22 protein-coding genes and 1 pseudogene are annotated in these 20,583 nt (G+C 55.4%); 15 read left to right on the top strand and 8 right to left on the bottom strand.

What is annotated here, in order from left to right; translation table 11 throughout:
- Positions 1 to 43: 43 nt before the first annotated feature.
- The 10 genes from pseB to BM035_RS07130 all read left to right on the top strand — a co-directional run bounded on the left by pseB (position 44) and on the right by BM035_RS07130 (position 10,617).
- A complete protein-coding gene (gene pseB, locus BM035_RS07175) occupies positions 44 to 1,042 on the top strand; it encodes a UDP-N-acetylglucosamine 4,6-dehydratase (inverting) (RefSeq protein ID WP_092030904.1) in 999 nt (332 codons plus the stop codon).
- Positions 1,043 to 1,045: 3 nt separating this feature from the next.
- Complete coding sequence (gene pseC / locus BM035_RS07170; RefSeq protein ID WP_092030902.1) at positions 1,046 to 2,203, top strand: UDP-4-amino-4,6-dideoxy-N-acetyl-beta-L-altrosamine transaminase; 1,158 nt, start codon at positions 1,046 to 1,048, stop codon at positions 2,201 to 2,203.
- Positions 2,200 to 3,822, top strand: a complete 1,623-nt coding sequence (locus BM035_RS07165) for an aldo/keto reductase (RefSeq protein WP_092030900.1) — start codon at positions 2,200 to 2,202, stop codon at positions 3,820 to 3,822. Before pseC ends, BM035_RS07165 begins: the two co-directional genes overlap by 4 nt.
- Before the next feature lie 2 nt (positions 3,823 to 3,824).
- Positions 3,825 to 4,625, top strand: coding sequence for an SDR family NAD(P)-dependent oxidoreductase (locus tag BM035_RS07160; RefSeq protein ID WP_092030899.1), 801 nt, complete (start codon positions 3,825 to 3,827; stop codon positions 4,623 to 4,625).
- The gene (pseG, locus tag BM035_RS07155; RefSeq protein WP_254775415.1) at positions 4,603 to 5,736 is read left to right on the top strand and encodes a UDP-2,4-diacetamido-2,4,6-trideoxy-beta-L-altropyranose hydrolase; all 1,134 of its coding nucleotides are present in this window, start codon (positions 4,603 to 4,605) and stop codon (positions 5,734 to 5,736) included. Before BM035_RS07160 ends, pseG begins: the two co-directional genes overlap by 23 nt.
- On the top strand, positions 5,729 to 6,235 hold the full coding sequence (pseH, locus tag BM035_RS07150) for a UDP-4-amino-4,6-dideoxy-N-acetyl-beta-L-altrosamine N-acetyltransferase (RefSeq protein ID WP_368073249.1): 507 nt from the start codon (positions 5,729 to 5,731) through the stop codon (positions 6,233 to 6,235). Before pseG ends, pseH begins: the two co-directional genes overlap by 8 nt.
- Before the next feature lie 18 nt (positions 6,236 to 6,253).
- Positions 6,254 to 7,306, top strand: coding sequence for a pseudaminic acid synthase (pseI, locus tag BM035_RS07145; protein ID WP_092030895.1), 1,053 nt, complete (start codon positions 6,254 to 6,256; stop codon positions 7,304 to 7,306).
- Positions 7,307 to 7,377: 71 nt separating this feature from the next.
- Positions 7,378 to 8,766, top strand: coding sequence for an MBL fold metallo-hydrolase RNA specificity domain-containing protein (locus BM035_RS07140; RefSeq protein WP_092030894.1), 1,389 nt, complete (start codon positions 7,378 to 7,380; stop codon positions 8,764 to 8,766).
- Between the two features lie 42 nt (positions 8,767 to 8,808).
- Positions 8,809 to 10,071 carry a Vi polysaccharide biosynthesis UDP-N-acetylglucosamine C-6 dehydrogenase TviB gene (tviB, locus tag BM035_RS07135; protein ID WP_092030892.1) on the top strand — a complete coding sequence of 421 codons (1,263 nt, stop codon included), beginning with the start codon at positions 8,809 to 8,811 and terminating at the stop codon, positions 10,069 to 10,071.
- 177 nt (positions 10,072 to 10,248) lie between these two features.
- Positions 10,249 to 10,617 (top strand): histone-like nucleoid-structuring protein, MvaT/MvaU family, encoded by a 369-nt coding sequence (locus BM035_RS07130; protein WP_053112590.1) that lies wholly within the window; start codon positions 10,249 to 10,251, stop codon positions 10,615 to 10,617.
- A 36-nt stretch (positions 10,618 to 10,653) separates the two neighbouring features.
- Here BM035_RS07130 and BM035_RS07125 read toward each other — a convergent pair whose 3' ends face one another.
- Together BM035_RS07125 and BM035_RS07120 are read right to left on the bottom strand one after the other, a co-directional pair.
- Positions 10,654 to 11,607, bottom strand: coding sequence for a GGDEF domain-containing protein (locus tag BM035_RS07125; RefSeq protein WP_092030891.1), 954 nt, complete (start codon positions 11,605 to 11,607; stop codon positions 10,654 to 10,656).
- 3 nt (positions 11,608 to 11,610) lie between these two features.
- Positions 11,611 to 12,639 (bottom strand): response regulator, encoded by a 1,029-nt coding sequence (locus BM035_RS07120; protein WP_092030889.1) that lies wholly within the window; start codon positions 12,637 to 12,639, stop codon positions 11,611 to 11,613.
- Between the two features lie 267 nt (positions 12,640 to 12,906).
- Here BM035_RS07120 and BM035_RS07115 point away from each other — a divergent pair, with 267 nt between their 5' ends.
- From BM035_RS07115 to BM035_RS07105, 3 genes are all read left to right on the top strand, one after another.
- A complete protein-coding gene (locus BM035_RS07115; protein ID WP_008171304.1) occupies positions 12,907 to 13,782 on the top strand; it encodes a hypothetical protein in 876 nt (291 codons plus the stop codon).
- A 49-nt stretch (positions 13,783 to 13,831) separates the two neighbouring features.
- Positions 13,832 to 15,277: an exodeoxyribonuclease I gene (sbcB, locus tag BM035_RS07110; RefSeq protein WP_092030887.1), complete on the top strand. Its 1,446-nt coding sequence runs from the start codon at positions 13,832 to 13,834 to the stop codon at positions 15,275 to 15,277.
- A 297-nt stretch (positions 15,278 to 15,574) separates the two neighbouring features.
- Positions 15,575 to 15,913, top strand: a complete 339-nt coding sequence (locus BM035_RS07105) for an endonuclease domain-containing protein (protein ID WP_008171308.1) — start codon at positions 15,575 to 15,577, stop codon at positions 15,911 to 15,913.
- Positions 15,914 to 16,077: 164 nt separating this feature from the next.
- On the opposite strand, the gene BM035_RS22910 is transcribed toward BM035_RS07105, so the two are convergent.
- The 5 genes from BM035_RS22910 to BM035_RS07090 form a co-directional block, all read right to left on the bottom strand.
- On the bottom strand, positions 16,078 to 16,587 hold the full coding sequence (locus tag BM035_RS22910) for a hypothetical protein (RefSeq protein WP_254775413.1): 510 nt from the start codon (positions 16,585 to 16,587) through the stop codon (positions 16,078 to 16,080).
- Positions 16,545 to 17,171 (bottom strand): hypothetical protein, encoded by a 627-nt coding sequence (locus tag BM035_RS22905; RefSeq protein WP_254775411.1) that lies wholly within the window; start codon positions 17,169 to 17,171, stop codon positions 16,545 to 16,547. The genes BM035_RS22910 and BM035_RS22905 overlap by 43 nt, the downstream gene beginning before the upstream one ends.
- On the bottom strand, positions 17,129 to 17,311 hold the full coding sequence (locus tag BM035_RS22610) for a hypothetical protein (RefSeq protein WP_175497354.1): 183 nt from the start codon (positions 17,309 to 17,311) through the stop codon (positions 17,129 to 17,131). Before BM035_RS22610 ends, BM035_RS22905 begins: the two co-directional genes overlap by 43 nt.
- Before the next feature lie 104 nt (positions 17,312 to 17,415).
- Positions 17,416 to 17,802 carry a type II toxin-antitoxin system VapC family toxin gene (locus BM035_RS07095; RefSeq protein WP_092030885.1) on the bottom strand — a complete coding sequence of 129 codons (387 nt, stop codon included), beginning with the start codon at positions 17,800 to 17,802 and terminating at the stop codon, positions 17,416 to 17,418.
- Between the two features lies 1 nt (position 17,803).
- Positions 17,804 to 18,043 (bottom strand): type II toxin-antitoxin system Phd/YefM family antitoxin, encoded by a 240-nt coding sequence (locus BM035_RS07090; protein ID WP_008171314.1) that lies wholly within the window; start codon positions 18,041 to 18,043, stop codon positions 17,804 to 17,806.
- 291 nt (positions 18,044 to 18,334) lie between these two features.
- Between BM035_RS07090 and BM035_RS07085 the strand changes: the two genes are divergently transcribed.
- Complete coding sequence (locus tag BM035_RS07085) at positions 18,335 to 19,744, top strand: plasmid pRiA4b ORF-3 family protein (protein ID WP_092030883.1); 1,410 nt, start codon at positions 18,335 to 18,337, stop codon at positions 19,742 to 19,744.
- Positions 19,745 to 19,824: 80 nt separating this feature from the next.
- The gene (locus tag BM035_RS07080; RefSeq protein ID WP_075267572.1) at positions 19,825 to 20,097 is read left to right on the top strand and encodes a type II toxin-antitoxin system ParD family antitoxin; all 273 of its coding nucleotides are present in this window, start codon (positions 19,825 to 19,827) and stop codon (positions 20,095 to 20,097) included.
- On the opposite strand, the pseudogene BM035_RS23175 reads toward BM035_RS07080, so the two are convergent.
- A pseudogene (locus BM035_RS23175) lies at positions 20,052 to 20,477 on the bottom strand (hypothetical protein); the annotation flags it as partial. The gene BM035_RS07080 and the pseudogene BM035_RS23175 sit on opposite strands and share 46 nt — an antisense overlap.
- Positions 20,478 to 20,583: the final 106 nt, after the last annotated feature.

Here is a 20,583-nt window from a genome sequence, read left to right as displayed (position 1 = left end):
CCATTTGCGCCGAACTACAAAGACCAGAGGTACCTGACACCCGATGTTTGAAAACAGCTCCATACTGATCACCGGCGGTACAGGCTCTTTCGGCCATACCTTCGTCCCCATGCTCCTCGAGCGGTTCAATCCCAGAAAAGTGATCATTTTCTCCCGGGATGAAATGAAGCAGTGGGAGATGGCCAAGAAGTTTGCCGGCGATCACCGCGTTCGCTTTTTTATCGGCGATGTGCGCGATAAAGACCGGCTTTACCGGGCGCTGGATGGCGTAGATTATGTGGTGCATGCCGCAGCCACCAAGATTGTTCCAACCGCGGAATACAATCCCTTCGAGTGCATAAAGACCAATATCAACGGCGCCATGAACCTGATCGATGCCTGTATCGATAAAGGCGTGAAGCGTGTTGTGGCTCTCTCAACAGATAAAGCCAGCAGCCCGATCAACCTGTATGGCGCTACCAAACTGGCCTCAGACAAATTGTTCGTTTCTGGCAATTCCTACGCGGGTGGCCATGAGACACGCTTTGCGGTCGTGCGCTATGGCAATGTAATGGGATCCCGTGGGTCGGTCATTCCATTTTTCATGTCGGTTAAGGATCAGGGCGTGTTGCCCATTACCGACGAGCGGATGACCCGCTTTATGATTTCGTTGGAAGAGGGTGTGGAGCTGGTGTGGCACGCCTTTGAGGATATGGAAGGTGGGGAAATCTACGTAAAGAAAATCCCTTCCATGAAGGTGACCGATCTTGCCCGGGTAGTCGCTCCGGATGCCAAACACGAGATCGTCGGCATCCGCCCCGGCGAGAAGCTACATGAGCAGATGATAGGTGCCGAGGATTCCTATTACACCTACGAGTATCCCGAGCACTTCAAGATTCTTCCTGCTATTCATGACTGGAGCGCCGATGCTGCGCGCATCAAGGACGGCAAGAAAGTGCCTGAAGGATTTGTTTATTCAAGTGACAACAACACGGAATGGATGTCGCAAGATGATCTGCAGGCCTGGATCGATGCTAACCGGGAAAAAATCGGGAGTATCTGATTGATGATTCCTTACGGGCGCCAGGAGATCACGCAAGAAGATATCGATGCCGTTGTTCAAGTTCTCGAGTCGGACTTCCTGACCCAGGGCCCGAAAGTTCCGGAGTTTGAGAACACGGTGGCCAGCCATGTTGGTGCGAGGTTTGGCGTGGCGGTTAACAGCGCAACGTCGGCATTGCACATTGCCTGCGCAGCTCTTGGTTTGGGAGAAGGGGACTGGCTGTGGACTTCGCCCGTTACGTTTGTGGCCTCGGCAAATTGTGGCCTTTATTGCGGTGCAAAGGTGGATTTCGTCGATATCGACCCCCGCACCTACAACCTTTGCCCGGATGCGCTTGAGCGAAAGCTGGAACAGGCCAGGGAGCAGGATCGTCTACCCAAGGTGGTTGTGCCTGTTCACCTGTGTGGCCAGCCTTGCGACATGGAGCGGATCAAGGCGTTGTCTGAGCGTTACGGTTTTCGCATTGTTGAAGACGCGTCCCATGCCATTGGTGGCAAGTATCAGGGCGAGTTCATTGGCGGTGGCCGGTACAGCGATATCACGGTGTTCAGCTTTCATCCGGTAAAAATTGTGACAACTGCCGAAGGTGGCATGGCTGTTACCAATGATGCTGAGTTGTCGCAGCGTATGGAGATGCTTCGTAGCCATGGCATAACCCGGGACCCTGCCCGCATGACCCACGAGCCAGACGGCCCCTGGTACTATCAGCAGGTGGAGCTGGGTTTTAACTACCGAATGACCGAGTTACAGGCGGCTCTGGGTTTAAGCCAGATGACGCGGCTGGACGACTTCGTGAAGCGCCGGCATGAGTTGGCGCGGCGATACGATGAGATGCTGGCGGATTTGCCAGTGTTGACGCCATGGCAGCATCCGGACAGCTATTCCGGCCTACACCTTTACGTAATCCGACTGAAGCTGGCAGAGATTCGTGCCAGCCACCGTGAGGTATTCGAGTCGCTCAGGAAGCAGGGGATCGGCGTCAACCTGCATTACATCCCTGTCCACACCCAGCCTTTCTACGCGGCCATGGGGTTCGCGCCCGATGATTTTCCGGAATCCATGCGTTATTACAACGAGGCGATCAGCATTCCCATGTACCATGGCCTGACGTTTGAGCAGCAGGACACGGTGGTTGCGGCGTTGAAGGAAGCGCTGACGTGAGGCGGGTTGCCGTTCTGCAAGCCCGTTCTAACTCCTCGAGACTTCCAGGTAAGGTTCTTTTGCCAGTTGGCGGTGTGCCGATGGTTGTCCTGGCTGCCAGTCGAGCAGGTAACATGGGCTGCGATATTCTGGTTGCTACGTCGGATGAGCCGACAGATGATTGCCTCGCTGATACCGTTGAAAACGCAGGCATTCGGTGTTTCCGGGGAGAGCTCGATAACACTTTGGCCAGGATTGTATTTGCCCTGGCAGATTATGAAGATGATACCTGCGTTTTCCGCCTCACTTCAGACAATGTTATTCCTGATGGTCAGTTACTGGATGAGCTTTATGATGAGTTCATTGACCAAAAACTGGATTACCTCTGCTGCAACGGTGAGCCATCCGGATTGCCTTACGGGGTGAGCGCTGAGGTGACTTGGCTCAAGCACCTGAGAACGGCGCTGGATTCGACTTCTGAACCCCATGACCTTGAGCATGTGACCCCCTGGGTGCGCCGTCAGTTCGGTGACATGTATTTTCAGCGTTATCGTGAGTTGGGTAAGGGCCACTTTCGGGCGACGGTGGATTGTTATGATGATTACGTGGCAGTGCAGCAGATCTTTCGGGACCTTCCGGATCCGATAAATCATTCCTGGATGGATCTTGTAAAGAGGCTGGAAGGGGCGAGGTTCCAGCCTGTTGGTCGCCGGCCCTGCTCCAGGTTGGTTGTGGGCACCGCCCAACTGGGCATGAACTACGGTATTGCGAATACTGCAGGCATGCCTTCCCCGGGCACCGCCGAGGCCATACTGAAGACAGCGATTGGTAGTGGCTCGGGCTACCTTGATACAGCGCGTGCGTATGGTCACAGTGAAGACGTGGTAGGTCGTGCTCTGGCCTCAGGCTGGAAAGGGCGTGCGCAAATTATCACGAAACTGTCCCCCTTGGCCGAATGCCCTGAAAAAGCCTCCCCGGAAGTAGTGAGAGCCTTCGTGGAAAGCAGTATCTTCCACTCTATGTCCTGTTTGCGAACGAATCGTCTGGATGCTTTGCTTTTGCACCGTGCATCGCATTTATCTGATTGGGACGGAGCAGTATGGTCCTGCCTCTGCGAAATGAAATCGCAGGGTACTATTGATACGCTTGGCGTATCTGTCCAATCTCCGGAAGAACTGGCGGAAAGCCTTTCAGTACCAGAGGTCGGGTTGATTCAGATGCCATTTCATATTCTGGATTGGCGATGGGACTATCTGTTTGAAAAAATTGAGGAGGCGCGGGCCAATCGTGGGGTAGTCATACATGTTCGTAGCTCCCTGCTTCAGGGCCTCCTGGTCTCAGAAAAGCCCGCGTTGTGGCGACAAGCTGGAGAACCGGAACCTGAGCTCTGTATTCAATGGCTGAATGACACAGCTCGCCAGCTTGAGTGTGGGTCGGTCTCAGAGCTCTGCATACGGTATTGTCTGGCAAAGGAGTGGATTGATGGAGTGGTTATTGGTATGGAAAGCCCGGCTCAGCTGAAACAGAACATCGCGGTGTTTGATAAATCGGGGCTGGAGCCTGATCAGGTCCGCTTAATTGAACAACATCGCCCTTTGCTTGCTGAGCGAACGTTGGATCCCTCCCGCTGGAGTAAATAACGATGACGAGTGATCAAGCCCTGTTTTCGCTGGCTGGGAAGACTGCCTTGATAACGGGCGCGACAGGTCATTTGGGTTCTGCGATGGCCGAGGCGATGGCTATCGCAGGTGCCCGGGTTCTGGTCAATGGCAGAGATCCCCAGAAGTGCGAATCCTTGTCCTCAGAGCTTCGCTCAAAAGGCTTTGATTCCGTGGCTGCTGTGTTTGATGTGTCCGACCGGCAAGCTGTCGCGGAGTATTTCAAGAACAAGGGGCCCGATGAGTTACATGTGCTTGTCAATAATGCATATGCTGGAGGGGCAGGTAGCATCGAATCTGCGTCGCCTGAGAGTTTTTTACAGAGTTATGATGTTGCGGTTGTAGCTTCCCACTATCTGTTTCAGCAGGCCTTGCCTGCGCTTCGGCGGGCCGTTGACCAGGATGGCGATGCTTCGGTTATCAACATTGCGTCGATGTACGGCGTTGTAAGCCCGGACCAGAGGCTGTACCCGAATGCAGAATCTGCAAACCCCCCATTCTATGGCGCAGCCAAGGCAGCACTTCTGCAATGGACACGTTACGCTGCCTGTGAATTCGGCAAGGAAGGCATCCGGGTAAATGCGATATGTCCTGGCCCCTTTCCCGCCAAAAGCGTTCAGGATGAGTCCCCGGAGTTTATTGAAAAGCTGGCAGCCAGAGTCCCGATGGGGCGCATCGGTGGTGCCAATGAGATTGCCGGCCCGACTGTGTTTCTGGCGTCTGTGGCGTCGAGTTATGTCAACGGCGCGAGTCTGATGGTTGATGGTGGGTGGACTGCATGGTGATGCACTGATGGAAGTGGCTTTCCGGGTCGATGCATCCACGCTTATAGGGTCTGGCCATGTGATGCGTTGCCTCACTCTTGCAGACGCTCTGGCAGAAGCCGGTGCTCGATGTTTTTTCGTAATGCGGCAGAAGCCGGGAAGCCTGGAGGGCGCGGTGCGCAGCAGGGGGCATCAGGTATTGATGCTTTCATCGGGCGGGGCGGAGCAAAGCGCTAGCCATTCTGAAAGTGAGCCATCCCACACCGGCTGGCTGGGAGTGAGTTGGGAAGCCGATGCCTCTGACACTCTGCAGGCATTGAAAGGCATCGAGTTAAACTGGCTGGTGGTAGACCACTACGCACTGGATCATCGTTGGGAGTCTCAAGTTCGTGACTGTTGTCGGCGCCTGATGGCTATTGATGACCTTGCAGATCGAAAGCATCAGTGTGATTTGCTTCTGGACCAGAATCTGGGGCGTGAACCGCATGATTACGATGGTCTTGTACCGATCCATGCCGAACGGCTGATTGGCTCTGATTACGCTTTGCTCAGGCCCGAGTTCTCACGGGCACGTGCCCTGTCTGTTGAAAAAAGGAAAACCCGGGAGCCCGGGAACATCCTTGTTAGTATGGGGGGCGTGGATGCGGCCAATGTTACCGGCGATGTTTTGCGGGTATTGGATACCATCGGGGTTGTTGCCTCTTGCCGGGTTACCGTCGTTGTCGGGGCAGCCTGCCCTCATATCGACGAGGTAACAGATCAAGCGGAATCAATGCGTCTGGATACACGGGTGGTCGTAAATGCCAACAACATGGCGGAGCTGATGAGCCAGGCAGATCTTGCCATTGGTGCCGCTGGGGGTTCTGCCTGGGAACGCTGTTGCCTTGGTTTGCCCAGCTTGCTTGTGGTGATGGCCGACAACCAACGGCCGGGCGCTGAGGCGCTGAAACGGGCTGGCGCATCACTCAGCTTGGGGTGGCCGGACGCTATTGAAGAGACATTGCCCAGGACGATGCGTGAAGTATTCGCGCCCGGAAGGTTGCTTGAGATGAGTCAGAATGCTGCCGCAATCTGCGATGGCTTGGGTGTGCAGCGTGTGGCTGATGCCCTCCGGGAGGTTTCGGATGAGTAGTGGGCGGCTGAGACTTATGCACTCCGGGGACCTTGCGCGGGTTCTCAATTGGCGGAATCATCCCGATGTGCGCCAGTTTATGTACACCAGCCATGAGATCTCCCCGGAAGAGCATGCGCAGTGGTTTGCCCGGAACAATGAGGCCCCGGGTGTGTGGCTGCTGATCTACGAGGTTGGTTCGGCCCCTTTAGGCTTCGTTAATATCTCCTCGACCCGCTGTGCCCAAGTTGCAGACTGGGGCTTCTATCTGGCACCGGATTCAGAGCCAGGAACCGGGCGGTCGCTTGGCGAGGCTGCCTTGAAGTACGCCTTTGAAGAGCTGGAATTGCATAAACTCTGCGGCCAGGCGCTCGGTTTTAACGAACGATCAATCCGCTTCCATGAGCGTCTTGGATTTACCCGGGAAGGTGTCCTTAGAGAGCAACACTGCGATGGTGAGCGTTATCACGACGTTATCTGTTTTGGCCTTCTGGCTGCCGAGTGGAAAAACGCGAAATAAAGGTTTAAGGGCGTATTTATGAGTGAAGCAAAAATTTTCATTGATGGTCGTGAAATTTCATCATCTCAGACGCCTTACATAATTGCGGAGCTGTCCGCCAATCATAACGGCAAGCTTGAAACGGCTCTGAAGATCATTGATGAAGCGGCCGAAGCCGGGGCAGACGCGGTAAAATTGCAGACTTACCGTCCCGATACCATCACCCTGGACTCCGATGCTGATGATTTCAAAATCAAAGGCGGGCTCTGGGACGGTCGTACCCTCTACGAGTTATATGAAGAGGCCCACATGCCCTGGGAGTGGCACAAGCCGCTATTTGAGCGGGCCCGGGAGCGGGGGATTACTATTTTCAGTTCCCCGTTTGATACCACCGCTGTTGATCTGCTTGAGGAACTCGGCGCACCTGCCTATAAGATCGCCTCGTTTGAGGCTGTAGATCTGCCATTGATTGAGTACGTGGCCCGAACCGGCAAGCCGATGATCATTTCCACCGGAATGGCGGATGCGGAAGAAATCCGGGAGGCCATTGATGCGGCGCGAGGAGCTGGCTGTAAACAGCTGGCGATTCTTCACTGTGTAAGTGGCTACCCGGCTCCAGCGGAAGACTATAACCTGCGAACCATTGTGGACATGCAGCAGCGTTTCGGCCTGGTAACAGGGCTTTCGGATCACACCCTGGACAATACAACGGCGATTGCCAGCGTTGTACTGGGTGCATCAATCATTGAAAAGCACTTCACGCTCGACCGTTCTGGCGGTGGTCCGGATGACAGTTTTTCCCTTGAGCCTGAAGATCTCAAAGCGCTTTGCCGGGATAGCAAGACAGCCTGGAGGGCACTTGGCGAGGTGAATTACGGTCGAAAATCCAGCGAGCAGGGTAACGCGCTGTTTCGCCGTTCCCTGTACTTTGTGAATGATATCAGGGAGGGGCACGTCATATCAGGCGAAGATGTACGGAGTGTTCGCCCGGGCTTCGGGTTGGCGCCGAAGCACCTGAAAGCCGTTGTTGGCAAGGTAGCCACGCATGACATAAGCAGGAACTCTCCGGTCAGGGAAGCGGATTTTCGGTAACCGGTAAACGAATAGAAGACTTGGCCGGGGACTCGGGCCGGGTTCAGAATTATCAACAAGGACGTTCAAGCATGATTTCAATATCTCACCACGGCGCCACCTCCGGCGTAACCGGCTCCTGCCACGAACTCACCCTTGGCCAAGGGGCCCAGAAGAGCGGCATCCTCATAGACTGCGGCCTATTCCAGGGCCAGGACGAAGGCCGCGGCGCTTCCGCTTCCGATCTCTCCATTGATTTTCCCATCGAACATATCCGGGCCCTGGTGGTCACCCATGTGCATATTGACCACGTAGGGCGCATTCCCTATTTGCTAGCCGCGGGTTTCGAAGGGCCGATTATTTGTTCAGAACCCTCCGCGATTATGCTGCCGGAGATTCTGGAAGATGCTCTGAAGATCGGGTTTACCCGGAATCGGCAGTTGATTGAGCGGGTTCTGGGGCTGATTCGTTCCCGCCTGGTGCCGGTGCCTTATGGCAAGTGGCATTCGGTGTTTGCTGAGGGTGATTGCTCGCTCTCGGTTCGACTGCAGAGAGCAGGGCATATTCTGGGCTCCGCCTATGTGGAGTGTGATGCCCGCGTGGGGGATTCTGAAGAACGGATTGTTTTCAGTGGCGATCTTGGGGCGCCCCATGCTCCGTTGCTCCCGTCGCCGAAATCCCCGGAGCGAGCGGACCGGCTGGTGATTGAGAGTACGTATGGGGATAAGGACCATGAGGATCGGGAAACGCGGCGTTATCGATTGAAGGCGGTGCTGGAGCACGCCCTGGAAGACGGCGGAACGGTTCTGGTGCCGGCGTTCAGTATTGGGCGGACGCAGGAGTTGCTTTATGAGATTGAGGGCCTCATTCATGAGTTTGGGGGCGAGCTGTGGGGCAATCTGGAAATCATTGTAGATTCACCGCTGGCTGCGGAATTCACCCGAATCTACCGCGATCTGAAACCCTACTGGGATGCTGAGGCTACAGACCTGGTGCGCCAGGGCCGGCATCCGCTCTCTTTTGAGCAACTCACGGTCATCAATTCCCATGAAGACCACCTGAATGCGGTGGATTACCTGGCCCGCTCCCATCGCCCTTGTGTGGTTCTGGCCGGTTCCGGTATGTGCGCCGGTGGCCGGGTGGTGAATTATCTGAAAGCGATGCTGGGGGATAAGCGGAACGATGTACTCTTTGTGGGCTACCAGGCCGCAGGTACGCCAGGAAGGGATATTCTTACTTATGGGCCTCGCGGTGGCTGGGTAGAGCTGGATGATGAACGTTATGATATCCGGGCCCGGATTCATCAGGTTGGTGGTTATTCGGCCCATGCCGGGCAATCGGATCTGGCGGCGTTTGTATCAGGTATACCTGTATCGCCCCGTGAGATTCGAATTGTCCACGGTGATCAGGACGCAAAGCAGGCGTTGAAAAGGTGTTTTCAATCCCTGGCTGGTATAGACATAATTATTCCATCAGAGTAGGGCGCTGATCGCCGGTTTATACTTCCTAGGAAAGGATTTCAAATGAAGAAAATAGCAGTTATTGGTCTGGGTTACGTGGGGCTCCCTCTTGCCGCTGCCTTTGGAGAGAGGCGAGAAATTGTCGGTTTTGATATCAACAAAAAACGTATTGCCGAGCTGAAAGATGGTGTTGATTTCACCCGTGAGGTGTCCCGGGAGGAATTGGCTGCCGCGTCGGGTTTGTCTTTTACCGATAATCTTGAAGGCATTCGTGATTGCCAGATTTATATTGTCACGGTGCCCACCCCGATTGATGAGTTCAAAACCCCGGATTTAACACCTCTGGTAAAAGCCAGCGAAACCGTAGGCAAGGTTTTGAAGCAGGGCGATATTGTGATTTACGAATCCACGGTATATCCCGGCGCCACGGAAGAGGTGTGCGTGCCGGTACTGGAGAAAGTATCCGGTCTTGCGTTTAACAAGGATTTCTTTGCGGGTTACAGTCCTGAGCGAATCAATCCGGGTGATAAGGAGCATCGGGTAACCAGCATCATGAAAGTAACCTCTGGTTCCACTCCGGGAATTGCCGATGAAGTGGATGCACTATATGCCAGTGTTATTACTGCGGGCACCCATAAAGCCAGTTCCATCAAAGTGGCCGAAGCGGCAAAGGTTATCGAAAACACCCAGCGTGATCTGAATATAGCGCTGATGAATGAGCTTTCGATGATTTTTTCTCGCCTGAAAATTGATACCCATGAAGTACTGGCGGCAGCGGGCACAAAATGGAATTTCCTGCCGTTTAAACCGGGGCTTGTTGGTGGCCACTGTATTGGTGTGGATCCGTATTATCTGACCCACAAGGCCCAGGCTATTGGTTATCACCCGGAGATTATTCTGTCTGGCCGGCGGGTAAACGACAATATGGGCCCGTATGCGGCGGCCGAGCTGGTTAAAGCAATGATTAAAACCGGGCATACCGTGGCATCGTCAAAAGTGTTGGTGATGGGGCTGACCTTCAAGGAAAACTGCCCGGATTTGCGGAACACTCGGGTGATTGATGTTATCCGTGAATTGCAGGATTTCGGCTGTTCCGTGGATGTGACAGACTGCTGGGCGGATAATACGGAAGCCGAGCATGAATATGGGATTTCACTGGTGGAGGCTCCGAAAGCCGGTGACTACGATGCGCTGTTTCTGGCTGTGCCTCATCGTGAATATGCCGCTAAATCGTCGAAAGAGTTGCGTGCTTATTTGAAAGATAATGGGGTTCTGTTTGATCTGAAGGGTGTTTTGCCGTTGGGCGAGGCGGATCTCAGATTGTAAGTACAATTTTCGTACAGCGTGTATTTTAAGAGTCGGTCAAGTTGATCGGCTTTTTTATTAAGGGCTCGTAAATAAATAATTTTGCCAGACTACATTTATTTTATTATTATTGTCCCTGACTTTTAGTCAACTCCACTTAAGTTTTTAAAACCCCTATTTGAATAAGGTTTTAATTCCATGGCAAAGATTAACGATTACTACCAGAAGAAACAGCTTATGGAAAAGCTTTCTGCAGAGCTGGAACAGCTTGAAAAAGACCAGGCTCTGAAAGGCGAACTGGAGTTTGAAAACAAGGTTCGCGCATTGATGAAGGAGTATGACAAGTCACCGAAGGATGTTCTTCAGATTCTTTCTGCAATTGATCCCTCAGTGTCCGGGGCAAAGGCTGACACAACCGCTGGCAGCCGCCCAAAGCGCCCGATGAAGACTTACAAGAACCCGCACACCGGTGAAGTGGTCAAGACCCGTGGTGGCAATCATAAGACGCTGAATGAGTGGCGCCAGAAGCATGGTAAGGAAGCTGTGCAGAGCTGGCAGCAGGACTGATACCAGCTGGCCCTTCTCCTTTCCGGCGGAGGGCTGTTAACTCACCACCACCCGGTTTCGACCACCTTCCTTTGCCGCGTACAACGCTTCATCTGCTTTCTGCATCCACTGCATATAGTTCTCAGGCTCTTCCGTTAACTGGGCAATGCCAATGCTGATGGTATACCGGATTGGTGCCACGCTGGTTTCGACTACGCTCTGCTCAATGCTTTCTCGTATCCGTTCGCAGATGATGCGTGCGCCCTCTGCGTCCGTTTCCGGCAGTATGATGCCGAATTCCTCACCGCCGTAGCGCCCAGCGCTGTCGGATTGGCGGATGGCATTACGGGTGAGACTAGCGGTGTGTTTGATCACTTCATCCCCGGCCAGGTGGCCGTGGGTGTCGTTCACTGGCTTGAAGTGGTCTATATCAAACATCACCAGGCTGGTGGTGTGGCCGTAGCGGCGGAAGCGTTCGAATTCGGCGTCCACCAGGTTTTCCCAGGTGCCCCGGTTGAGCAAGCCGGTCAGGCGGTCTGTCATGCTCAGTTTGGCCAGCTGTTCATTGGCCCGTTCCAGGGCCATTTTGCTGCTGGCGATGTCGGTCACGTCGTAAACCATCAGGCACACTTTGTTCACTTCCCCCGTGGTGCCGGAGAGTGGGCTGATGGTGAGGTTCTGGAACATGTACTCTTCGGTGCCGGTGATGGGCCGGGTATTGCGGAACTGGAACAGGTAAGGGCGTTGCTCCCAGGAGGTAAAGGCTTTGGTGTTAAGCAAGGCCACGGCGTCTACTTTTCGGGTCAGCCAGGCTTGGGGGATATCCGGGAATACATCGAACAATACCTGACCCTGGATCCTGCTCGCGGTGATGCCGCTGTGGTTTTCCATGAATCCATTCCAGACTTCGACTTTGAAATCCAGGTCCAGGACTACCAGACCCACTTCCACGGATTCCAGCATGTCCATTAGCCAGTGAAAGGAGTTGGCTTCAGATTCTTCTATGGCCATGAGTCAGTCCACCAGATATTGCAGGCGATCTTCGAGAAAAGGCACTGAATCTTCGGTAAGAAGAATCAGCATGTCGCATTCGATGTCCCGGTCTTCCAGGGCGTAGCAGATTTCGATACACAGCAGCTGTTCTTCACGGGCGCTGTGGTGTTCCAGCAACTCTGTAATTTGGCGGTGCTGCCCCAGCACCGTGGGGTGGCCAAGGCCGAGTTTCAGGTCGAGCTGGTCACCAATGCCTTTGAGGAAGGCTCCGAAGAGTATGCTGGACATATCCATCAGCACTTCTACGTTCACCGCTTCACCCTCAAGGGTGTCGTAGTGAAGCATTTCCGCCATTTCCCGGAAGCTGGCGTCTGCGAACAGCAGAAGAGCTTCTCCGGCGATGCCGGCCCCGGTGAAGCCCTGGCACACGGCAGAATAGGTGTCGCTGTCGCTGACCGAGGAAATCGCCATGTGCAGTTCGGAATTGGCGAGGAAGGCCACCTTGGGAATGGGTTGCTTCACAAACACCTTCAGCAGGCGGGCCAGCAGATCGGAGGACCGCCCCATGGCCACGTTGGAGATTTCCTGCAGGTAGTCGTTCAGGGAAACGGAAATCTCCGGGCTGGCGCTGCCTGTATTCTTAAGGGTGGCATCCCGCAGTGCGGCGTCTTCGAGGTCTCCTGGGCGGTAGATCCCGTAATCCATCAGCAGGCTGAGCAGGAGGGAGGTCTCGGTGGGCTTTTTGATGAAATCGATGGCGCCGAGTTTTTTCACCCGCTCCCGGGCTTCGGGCTGGATATCGCCGGAAACCACGATGGTCATGACCGGCAGGTCTTCCTCGCGGATCTGCTCCAGTACCTGATAGCCGTCCATTTCCGGCATGTTCAGATCCAGGAACATCAGCTCTGCCTCATGCCTCCGCAATTTCTCAAGGGCTTCCACGCCGTCTTTTGCGTAACTGACATCCCCCCGCAGCCCCTCCGGCAGGGCCCGGGCCATTTGTTTTCTGGCAAGGGCGGAGTCGTCGCAGATCAGTATGCGGGTGGTCATTGAGGAAGCCGTTGAGGGTTGATCATAAGGGGCGAAAGTATATCAGTAGTGGTTGTTATGTACACGTTTGCTACAGCGTTCGTAACCGTAGGTAAGGTGTTGTAAGCATATTAAACCAAAGGTTTTGTGACTGTATTCAAACTTGGCCGAGTATTACTGAATTGTAAACGGCGATTGTGAACCTGCTCACTCTATTGGCCGGTCTGCCTTGTTTATAGTGTGTCGTCGGCACATAAAATAATAATGGTTTTTCAGAGACGCAATTATATGAGACAGCAGGCGTATGGATACGCTGCCGTCACCCTGTTCTGCCTGGGTATTGCGCCCGTTGCCCAGGCCGAGCTGAAGCCCATTTCAGACGAAACAATGGGTGAGGTGACCGGGCAGGGGTTTATTCAGATTGAAAACATACCGGGAGATCCCCACCAGTTCACGCGGATGACGCTGAGCATGGACGTGGAAACCCGGATGAATGTGGACGATGTGAAAGCGGGTGAGATCGACGGCGGAGTGGACTTCGCGGCGCAGCACGTGGCCCTGGGGCACATTGCCCGTAATGACGGCGTTCAGTATAACGGTCGCGCCTACAATGCCGGTGACACGGTGCCTTTTGAAGCGTTCCAGCCCTATATCGAGCTGGCGGAAGATCCCTCCGAGGGCAGGCTCTCCGGATTCCGCATGGGGTTCGGGCAGGCGAGGGGATCTGTCTCTTCACTGACCAGCAGTTTCAGTGGCGATATCGGGCTTAAGCTTGTTGATGATAGCGGTACCGAATTTGACGCCACCTTATTCGACCAGAATTCCCAGGCCACCAACTATCGGGCCAGTTACATTGGTATAAACGATGGTTCGGCCGATTGCGCTCAGGGCATCAACTGTGCGCCGCTGACCCAATTGCAGTCGCTGTTTGTGGGCCAGGAAAGCACGGATGGCACGACCGGCTTCACCAGCGACTTCTTTATCGGCTTCCAGCGAGAAGGTGTTGAGTGGCAAAGCCCGGATGGCACGAACGTAATCAATGCCGGCAAGGGCGTGTTTATCAATCTGCCCACGAGCATGAAGGTGGATATGAGCCAGCTGATCAACCAGGGCTTGCCGCGACTGCAGACCCACCGGGAGGATATGGGTACCCGGCTGTTCTAGATGCTAAACTCCCGCCAGTCCGAAATTTATTTGGCAGGAGTTTAGTCCCTTGATCCGCTCTTTTTACTGGCACGATTACGAAACCTTCGGTGTAGATCCGGTTCATGACAGGCCTTCCCAGTTTGCCGGTGTGCGGACGGACGCGGATCTGAACATCATCGAGGATCCGCTGGTGCTTTACTGCAAGCCGGCGGACGATTACCTGCCATCACCGGAAGCCTGCCTGATTACCGGTATTACCCCGCAAAAAGCGCTGGAAGACGGGCTCCCCGAGGCCCAGTTCATCGCCCGGATCAACGAAGCCTTCAGCCAGCCCGGCACCTGCGTGGTGGGCTACAACAGCCTGCGCTTCGACGATGAAGTCACCCGCCACACCCTGTACCGGAACCTGCGCGATCCCTACGCCCGTGAATGGCAGAATGGCAATTCCCGCTGGGACATCATCGATATGGTGCGGCTGACCTACGCCCTGCGCCCGGATGGCATCAACTGGCCCCGCAAGGAAGACGGCAGCCCCAGTTTCAAACTCGAGGCGCTGACAGTCGCCAACGGGATCACCCATGAAGCCGCCCACGATGCCATGTCGGATGTGGAGGCGACCATTGCCGTTGCAAAGCTAATCAAGGAAAAGCAACCCAGGCTGTTTGATTTCGTGCTGCAGAACAAGGACAAGCACTCCGCCCGGGCCATGCTCGACACCGCCACCATGAAGCCGGTGTTCCACATATCCGCCAAGTACCCGGCGACCCGTGGATGCTGTGCACTGGTTGCTCCGGTGGCCGAGCATCCAACTAACAAGAACCTGGTGATTGTTTACGACCTGCGCGAGGACCCCAGCGAGCTGATCGCCGCTAGCGCTGAGCAGATTCGTGAGCGTGTGTTTACTTCCCAGGCGGAATTGGGGGAGGGCGTCAGTCGCTTTCCTCTGAAAGGCGTGCAATTGAACAAGTGCCCGGTGCTGGCGCCGGCGAATATGCTATCCACCCTTTCTCCGGAGCGCCTCGAAGAATTGGCCCTGGACGGGGACACGCTGCGAGCCAACCTGGCCATGCTGCGCAAGGCGCCGGATTTGCCCGCCAGAATTGCCGAGGCCTTCGACCAGCCCCACGAAAGCGAGCTGACAGACCCGGATGAACAGCTCTATGCAGGTGGCTTTATCAGCAAAACTGACCGCGAGAAGCTGAACTGGGTGCTGGAGCAGCCGGTGGAAACACTCGGCGAGCTGGATGTGACCTTTGAAGATGATCGCCTGCAGGAGCTGCTGTTTCGCTATCGGGCCAGGAATTATCCGGGCAGCCTGATGGGTGAGGAGCTGGAGCGATGGGAGGAGTTTCGCAGCCAGAGGCTAATGCACCCGAAGAAGGGCTGGCGGTCTTTGGAGGCTTATGCCCAGGAGTTACAGCGTCTGGCGGCGGACCCGGAACTGACGCCGGAGCGGCGGCATATCCTGGAGGATTTGCATTTGTATGGGGAATCTTTGATTCCTTATATCTGAGGATAAAGATGTTGGCTCCGTTGGAGCCGCCGTAAGGGCTTGCCCCCCCTCTCCCCAACCCCTCTCCCGCGAGGGGAGAGGGGCTAAATAGAGTTATCCGGACATGTGATCGAGAAGCCCGGCTCTGCGTTAGCCGGAAAAAGGAGCCAGGCAGAGTTATCTTGGGAATTTGATCCGAAGACTCCCCTCTCCCCTTTGTGGGAGAGGGGCCGGGGGAGAGGGGGGGGTATCGAGCGCGAGACCATTGCATCCCCCGCAAAACGGGCAGGAAGCCCACCACAAACCCAGGGACGAACCATGAACCAAACAACCTTCGCCAAACACCTCCGCAAAAATATGACCGACGCCGAAAGGCGCCTCTGGTTCCACCTCCGTGCCTACCGACTCAATGGAAAACGCTTCCGCCGACAGCAACCGTTGGGACCCTTTATTGTGGATTTCGTGCATTTCGGTTCAAAAGTCATCGTTGAGGCTGATGGTGGGCAGCACAGTGAGTCAGCAACTGACGAACGAAGAGACGCTTGGTTGAAAGCGCAGGGTTATAGGGTGCTTCGGTTCTGGAACCACGAGATTCTACGACAGACCGATGTGGTGCTCTCGGTTATTTACAAAGCAGTTGAAGGCCGAGGGGAATGAAGGAGTAACAATTTAACCACCCCCTCTCCCGCCAGGGGAGGGGGCTTTGATGGTGTTGTCCTCATTTCTGTACCCCTAATCTCCCCTCTCCCCTGGCGGGAGATGGGTCGGGGGAGAGGGGGAGAGGCGGAGAGGCGGAAGCGTCCTGGCCTCCACAATCCAAATCACCGCCGCTTCAAAAAATAAACACTCAAATTCTGCCCCATCAAACTCTGCACCTCACTGCCCAAAGCCTCCGCCTGAATCTGCTTCTGAACCGGCCCGGTTGCCAGGCTGTGGCCATCCACATCCCGCGCTTTCACGAGCTTCCATTCCACCTCGTTACTCGCCATGGCCATCAGTTCTTTCAGCTGGGCTGTGTCCTGCGGCCGGAACCATCTGTCGCGACAGCCGCCGAGGCTGTAGAAATCGGCGTCGGCGGTCAGGTCCTGCCAGGCAGTATCGTTTCGGTTGGCCAGAACCATCCGGCGGAGCTGGCGCAGCGTCTGGCGAGTGGGTTGGAGCTTGTGCTCGCTGACCAGTTTGCGAATCTGTCTGTCGCCGGACGTTTGCTCGGCAATGGCGGTGCGCATGTGCACCACAGCGCCGGAGCCGGTGGCCTGGTTAACCAGAGCCGCCAGAGACAGGGTGGTCATGGCCGGTGAGGGCAGTCGACCGACTTCGATCCAGTGCACCTGTTGGCCATCAATGTTTTAAGGCTGCTTTCGGTGCGGTAGGCCAACCGAGACCAGGACGGCCATGCCTGGGGAGCATCGGTCTTATCCAGACAGAGTTCCTCGGCCTTCTCATCGAAACTCTGTTTGATCGCCTCTTCTTCGGCCCGATCGTAATAGCTGGCGGCCAGAACGGGCTGCAATGCCAGGGGCCAGTCCACGAGGTTCCATTGGCCAAGTTGCACCGCGAAGGGCTGGTGGAAGAGAGCGCCGTACATGGCGCTGGTCATCAGTGAGCCGATGAGTCCGTCCTGCTCCTCGCCAAGGGCAAACTGGGCCTGGATGCTGTCGTTGATGGCGGAGACCAAACGTTCTTCGTCATCTTCAGCGGCCAGGGCATAACCGGTTCTGGCGGCGTATTGAGCGATGGCCAGTGTCAGGCGCTGCAGTTCGTCCCGAAGTTCAACGGTTTGTGCGACTTCGGCGATGATCGCCCGACGCAGCAGGGTAACCAGCTCTTCCATCGCAGGATTGGGCATCAGGGTTTTCTGGGGGGCAAGGATCAGCAGTTTGTCTTCGCTGGCGGCTTCAGATAGCCCCGGCATTCCTGCCGGGCCCTCAGCCGCTGGATATGGCTGAGGCCGTTGCTGTTGGACTCCCCGTAGGCAAGGTTGGCCTGCAGAAGCAGGCGGGCAGCCTGGGCCTGTTGGGATTGGGATACCTGGACTTGATGCTTGGCTTGCATCGGACACCTCGTGATAACAGCCGCAATTGGGAGCGGCAAAGGTCTGCAGTTTTTGACGGTTTGCCGTGCTTTGAGGGAGGTGTTGCGAAAGGTGTGCCAGTTCTCTAAATCAACCGAACAGGCCTCGGATAGCGTGCAACCAGCTCATCGGAGGTAAGTAGCAAGAAACCCTCTGTCTCTGCCTGGGCGACCAGAATCCGGTCGAAAGGATCCTTGTGTATGTCCGGAAGGTGGCTTACGGCAAGTGCGTGCTGCGACGATATCGGCAATTCCAGGTAGCCGTTATCCATAAGGCCACGCCTCAGTAGATGCGGATCAACGTGAAAATCCGGTCGGCCCAGCCCATTCTTGATAACCACTTCCCAAAGACTTGCGGCGCTGAAATACAGGCGGTTACTTTCGTTGCTGATCAGGGTTGCCGCCTCGGGTGACAGCTTATCCGGCTCGGCCGCTGCCCATAGCAGAATGTGGGTATCCAGAAGCAGGTTCACCTCAGCCTCCGAACATTTCAACTATTTCGTCCTGGCCCATCCGGTCAAAATCTTCCGGCACCGTGAATTCACCTGCCATGAAGCCAATCCGTTTTTGCTGGCTTTGTTCGGGGGAATCGTAAGCCATTACCCGGGCAACCGGCTTTCCCGCTTTGGCGATGATGAATGCCTCGCCCTTGGCGGCACGGGCCACCAGTTGTGACAGGCGGGTTTTTGCTTCGTGCATGTTGACGGATTCCATTTATCCTCCATAGACTTAGTTCTTTGAACTTAGTCTATCACTGGCGAGGTAGTTGGGCTACCTTCCGGCGCATTTCTGATTAGGCAATGCCGCAACAAGGTAGAGTGCCGGGAAGGTGTGGGTTAGACTTTTGGGAAAGCGACTTATTCATAAGGGAGCGGGAATGGCTAAATCCGGATTGCCAGGTGTCCTGAGGGATCGACACGGAGAACTGAACCAGCTTTGCCGTAAGTACAATGATTGCGTTTAGAAATGTGCTCATGAAGTGGACCCCAAACTACCGGAGCCCTTATGCCCCCGCCAGCCAACAAAGCCTACCAACTCAAAGTATCACTTCTCGGCGCCCGGCCGCCGATCTGGCGCCGGTTGCTGGTTGCGCCGGATACCACGTTTCAGGATCTTCACCGGATTATCCAGTTGGCGATGGGCTGGCAGGCCTGTCATCTGCATATGTTTCAGGCGGGTGATGACCGGTTGATTGGTGATCCGGCGGAGGATTTCGATGGCATGCAGAATTTTCAGGATGAAACCATGGTGGCGGTGTCTGCTGTGCTCAACAAGGAAGGGCAGGCTCTGACGTATGACTATGATTTCGGCGACAGCTGGGAGCACGAGGTACGGCTTGAAAAGGTCCTGCCGGGCGATCAGGGCGAGCCGTTGCCCCGCTGCATAAAAGCCGTGCGCCAGTGCCCGCCAGAGGATGTCGGTGGCTTGCCCGGATTCTACGATTTTCTGGAAGCCATGGAAGATGCCGCTCATCCGGAGCATGTGGCAGTGCGCGAGTGGATGGGTGGCGAATGGTTCGAGCCGGAGTTTGTGGATCTTGATGACATCAACCAGGCGCTCGCCGAGCGGGATGCCCTGTTTTCCGAAACCGAATCCGAACCCGATATCCCGCCGGCCAGAGACTTCTTCGGCCTTAGCCCCAGCCAGGTTTATGAGCTGCTGCAGAACCCACTGAATTGCCCCTCTGTGTTCAAGCCGCTGATCGATGCCGAAGCCGTAAACCGCGAACTCGACACCGCGCCGGTCATCCGGATGGCGAAAGTTCTGGTTGAGGCCATGAAAGGCAAGGGCATCCGCCTCACCGGCAAGGGCAACCTGCCTCTCAAACAGGTCAAGGCCATGATTGAAGCCGGTGGAGAAGAGATTGTGGCACCGATGGCGAGATATTCTCCGATTCGCTCCGAGGAGCACATTCTGGCCGTGATTCTCACCCGCGTGTTGCTGGAAATTGCCGGCTATACCAAAAAGCAGAAAGGTGTACTTTCACTCAAAAACACCGCCGAAACCAGGCTTGAGAAAAAAGGCTGGTTAATGGTTTACAGGGATCTGCTCTCCACCGCGTTCTCGCGGCTCAGCTGGGCTTCCATGGACCACTACGATGGCCTGGATGAAATACAGTACACCGCACCATTCTGCTTCTGGCTGCTGTCAGAGAAAGGCGAGCAGTGGCGCCCGGTGGACGACTACCTGGAGGACATGCTCAAGGCCTTTCCCCGGCTGCCGCTTGCCGCCTACCCGGTGGTCTACATGAGCGATGAGGAGCAGGCACGATCTGCGATGCGCTCAAGAATGTTGACGCTGTACCAGCTACTTGGCCTGATCGAGCTGGATCCTGAGCATGCACGGTTGCGGAGTGAGGGTGAGCAGATGATGCGGCGGACGGCGTTGTTTGAGGGGCTATTTACCAGAGTATAAGTTTCGGGGCTGGCTCCAAAGTAGTGGCGGTGCATTCTTTGGCAATTTTTGCCATTATCTGACCATTAGAGGGCTTAATTATGGCAACGATGAATATATCCCTGCCCGATGCGATGAAAACCTGGGCAGAGCAACAGGCCGAATCTGGTAGGTATTCCAATACCAGCGATTATGTTCGTGATCTTATTCGTAAAGATCAGGACCGGCGACACAAAATCGACCAGTTACAAAGTCTCGTTACAGCGGGAATTGCCAGTGGCAAAGGGACTTGTTCAATGGATGAACTGAGAGTTTCTGCAAAGAAACCAGCCAGGGATTCATCCACCGCGATCACTTCCACATCGTCCAGATAGCTGGCCAGTTCCATGGCCCGTTGGCCGGACTGGGCGCCGCAGACCATGATGCGCAGAGTGGCCGGGAGATTGTCGGTGTCCAGCCCCAGTTCGGTGACCATCGCGGCCTTCTCATCGAAATTCTGTTTGATCGCCTCTTCTTCTGCCCGATCGTAATAGCTGGCGGCCAGAACTGGCTGCAATGCCAGAGGCCAGTCCACAAGGTTCCACTGGCCAAGTTGTACCGCGAATGGCTGGTGGAAAAGGGCGCCATACATGGCGCTGGTCATCAGTGAGCCGATGAGCCCGTCCTTTTCCTCACCAAGGGCAAACATCGCAGGATTGGGCATCAGGGTTTTCTGGAGGGCAAGGATCAGCAGTTCGTCTTCGCTGGCGGCTTCAGATAGCCCCGGCATTCCTGCCGGGCCCTCAGCCGCTGGATATGGCTGAGGCCATTGCTGTTGGACTCCCCATAGGCAAGATTGGTCTGCAAACTCCACCGTCCAT

Source organism: Marinobacter sp. DSM 26671 (genome assembly GCF_900112835.1).
In the GTDB taxonomy this organism is placed as follows: domain Bacteria; phylum Pseudomonadota; class Gammaproteobacteria; order Pseudomonadales; family Oleiphilaceae; genus Marinobacter; species Marinobacter flavimaris.
The sequence above is the reverse complement of the archived record's forward strand: the minus strand, read 5'-3'. Positions and strand labels throughout refer to the sequence as shown.

Bases quoted from the DNA above. Each gene is read 5' to 3' on its own strand.
- pseH (WP_368073249.1), top strand. From the start codon at position 5,729: ATGAGTAGTGGGCGGCTGAGACTTATGCACTCCGGGGACCTTGCGCGG.
- pseI (WP_092030895.1), top strand. From the start codon at position 6,254: ATGAGTGAAGCAAAAATTTTCATTGATGGTCGTGAAATTTCATCATCT.
- pseB (WP_092030904.1), top strand. From the start codon at position 44: ATGTTTGAAAACAGCTCCATACTGATCACCGGCGGTACAGGCTCTTTC.
- BM035_RS07160 (WP_092030899.1), top strand. From the start codon at position 3,825: ATGACGAGTGATCAAGCCCTGTTTTCGCTGGCTGGGAAGACTGCCTTG.
- BM035_RS07090 (WP_008171314.1), bottom strand. From the start codon at position 18,043: ATGGAATCCGTCAACATGCACGAAGCAAAAACCCGCCTGTCACAACTG.
- BM035_RS07085 (WP_092030883.1), top strand. From the start codon at position 18,335: ATGCCCCCGCCAGCCAACAAAGCCTACCAACTCAAAGTATCACTTCTC.
- tviB (WP_092030892.1), top strand. From the start codon at position 8,809: ATGAAGAAAATAGCAGTTATTGGTCTGGGTTACGTGGGGCTCCCTCTT.
- BM035_RS07080 (WP_075267572.1), top strand. From the start codon at position 19,825: ATGGCAACGATGAATATATCCCTGCCCGATGCGATGAAAACCTGGGCA.
- BM035_RS07120 (WP_092030889.1), bottom strand. From the start codon at position 12,639: ATGACCACCCGCATACTGATCTGCGACGACTCCGCCCTTGCCAGAAAA.
- BM035_RS07140 (WP_092030894.1), top strand. From the start codon at position 7,378: ATGATTTCAATATCTCACCACGGCGCCACCTCCGGCGTAACCGGCTCC.
- BM035_RS07130 (WP_053112590.1), top strand. From the start codon at position 10,249: ATGGCAAAGATTAACGATTACTACCAGAAGAAACAGCTTATGGAAAAG.
- BM035_RS07115 (WP_008171304.1), top strand. From the start codon at position 12,907: ATGAGACAGCAGGCGTATGGATACGCTGCCGTCACCCTGTTCTGCCTG.
- BM035_RS07125 (WP_092030891.1), bottom strand. From the start codon at position 11,607: ATGGCCATAGAAGAATCTGAAGCCAACTCCTTTCACTGGCTAATGGAC.
- pseC (WP_092030902.1), top strand. From the start codon at position 1,046: ATGATTCCTTACGGGCGCCAGGAGATCACGCAAGAAGATATCGATGCC.
- pseG (WP_254775415.1), top strand. From the start codon at position 4,603: ATGGTGGGTGGACTGCATGGTGATGCACTGATGGAAGTGGCTTTCCGG.
- BM035_RS07105 (WP_008171308.1), top strand. From the start codon at position 15,575: ATGAACCAAACAACCTTCGCCAAACACCTCCGCAAAAATATGACCGAC.
- BM035_RS22905 (WP_254775411.1), bottom strand. From the start codon at position 17,171: ATGCCGGGGCTATCTGAAGCCGCCAGCGAAGACAAACTGCTGATCCTT.
- BM035_RS22610 (WP_175497354.1), bottom strand. From the start codon at position 17,311: ATGCAAGCCAAGCATCAAGTCCAGGTATCCCAATCCCAACAGGCCCAG.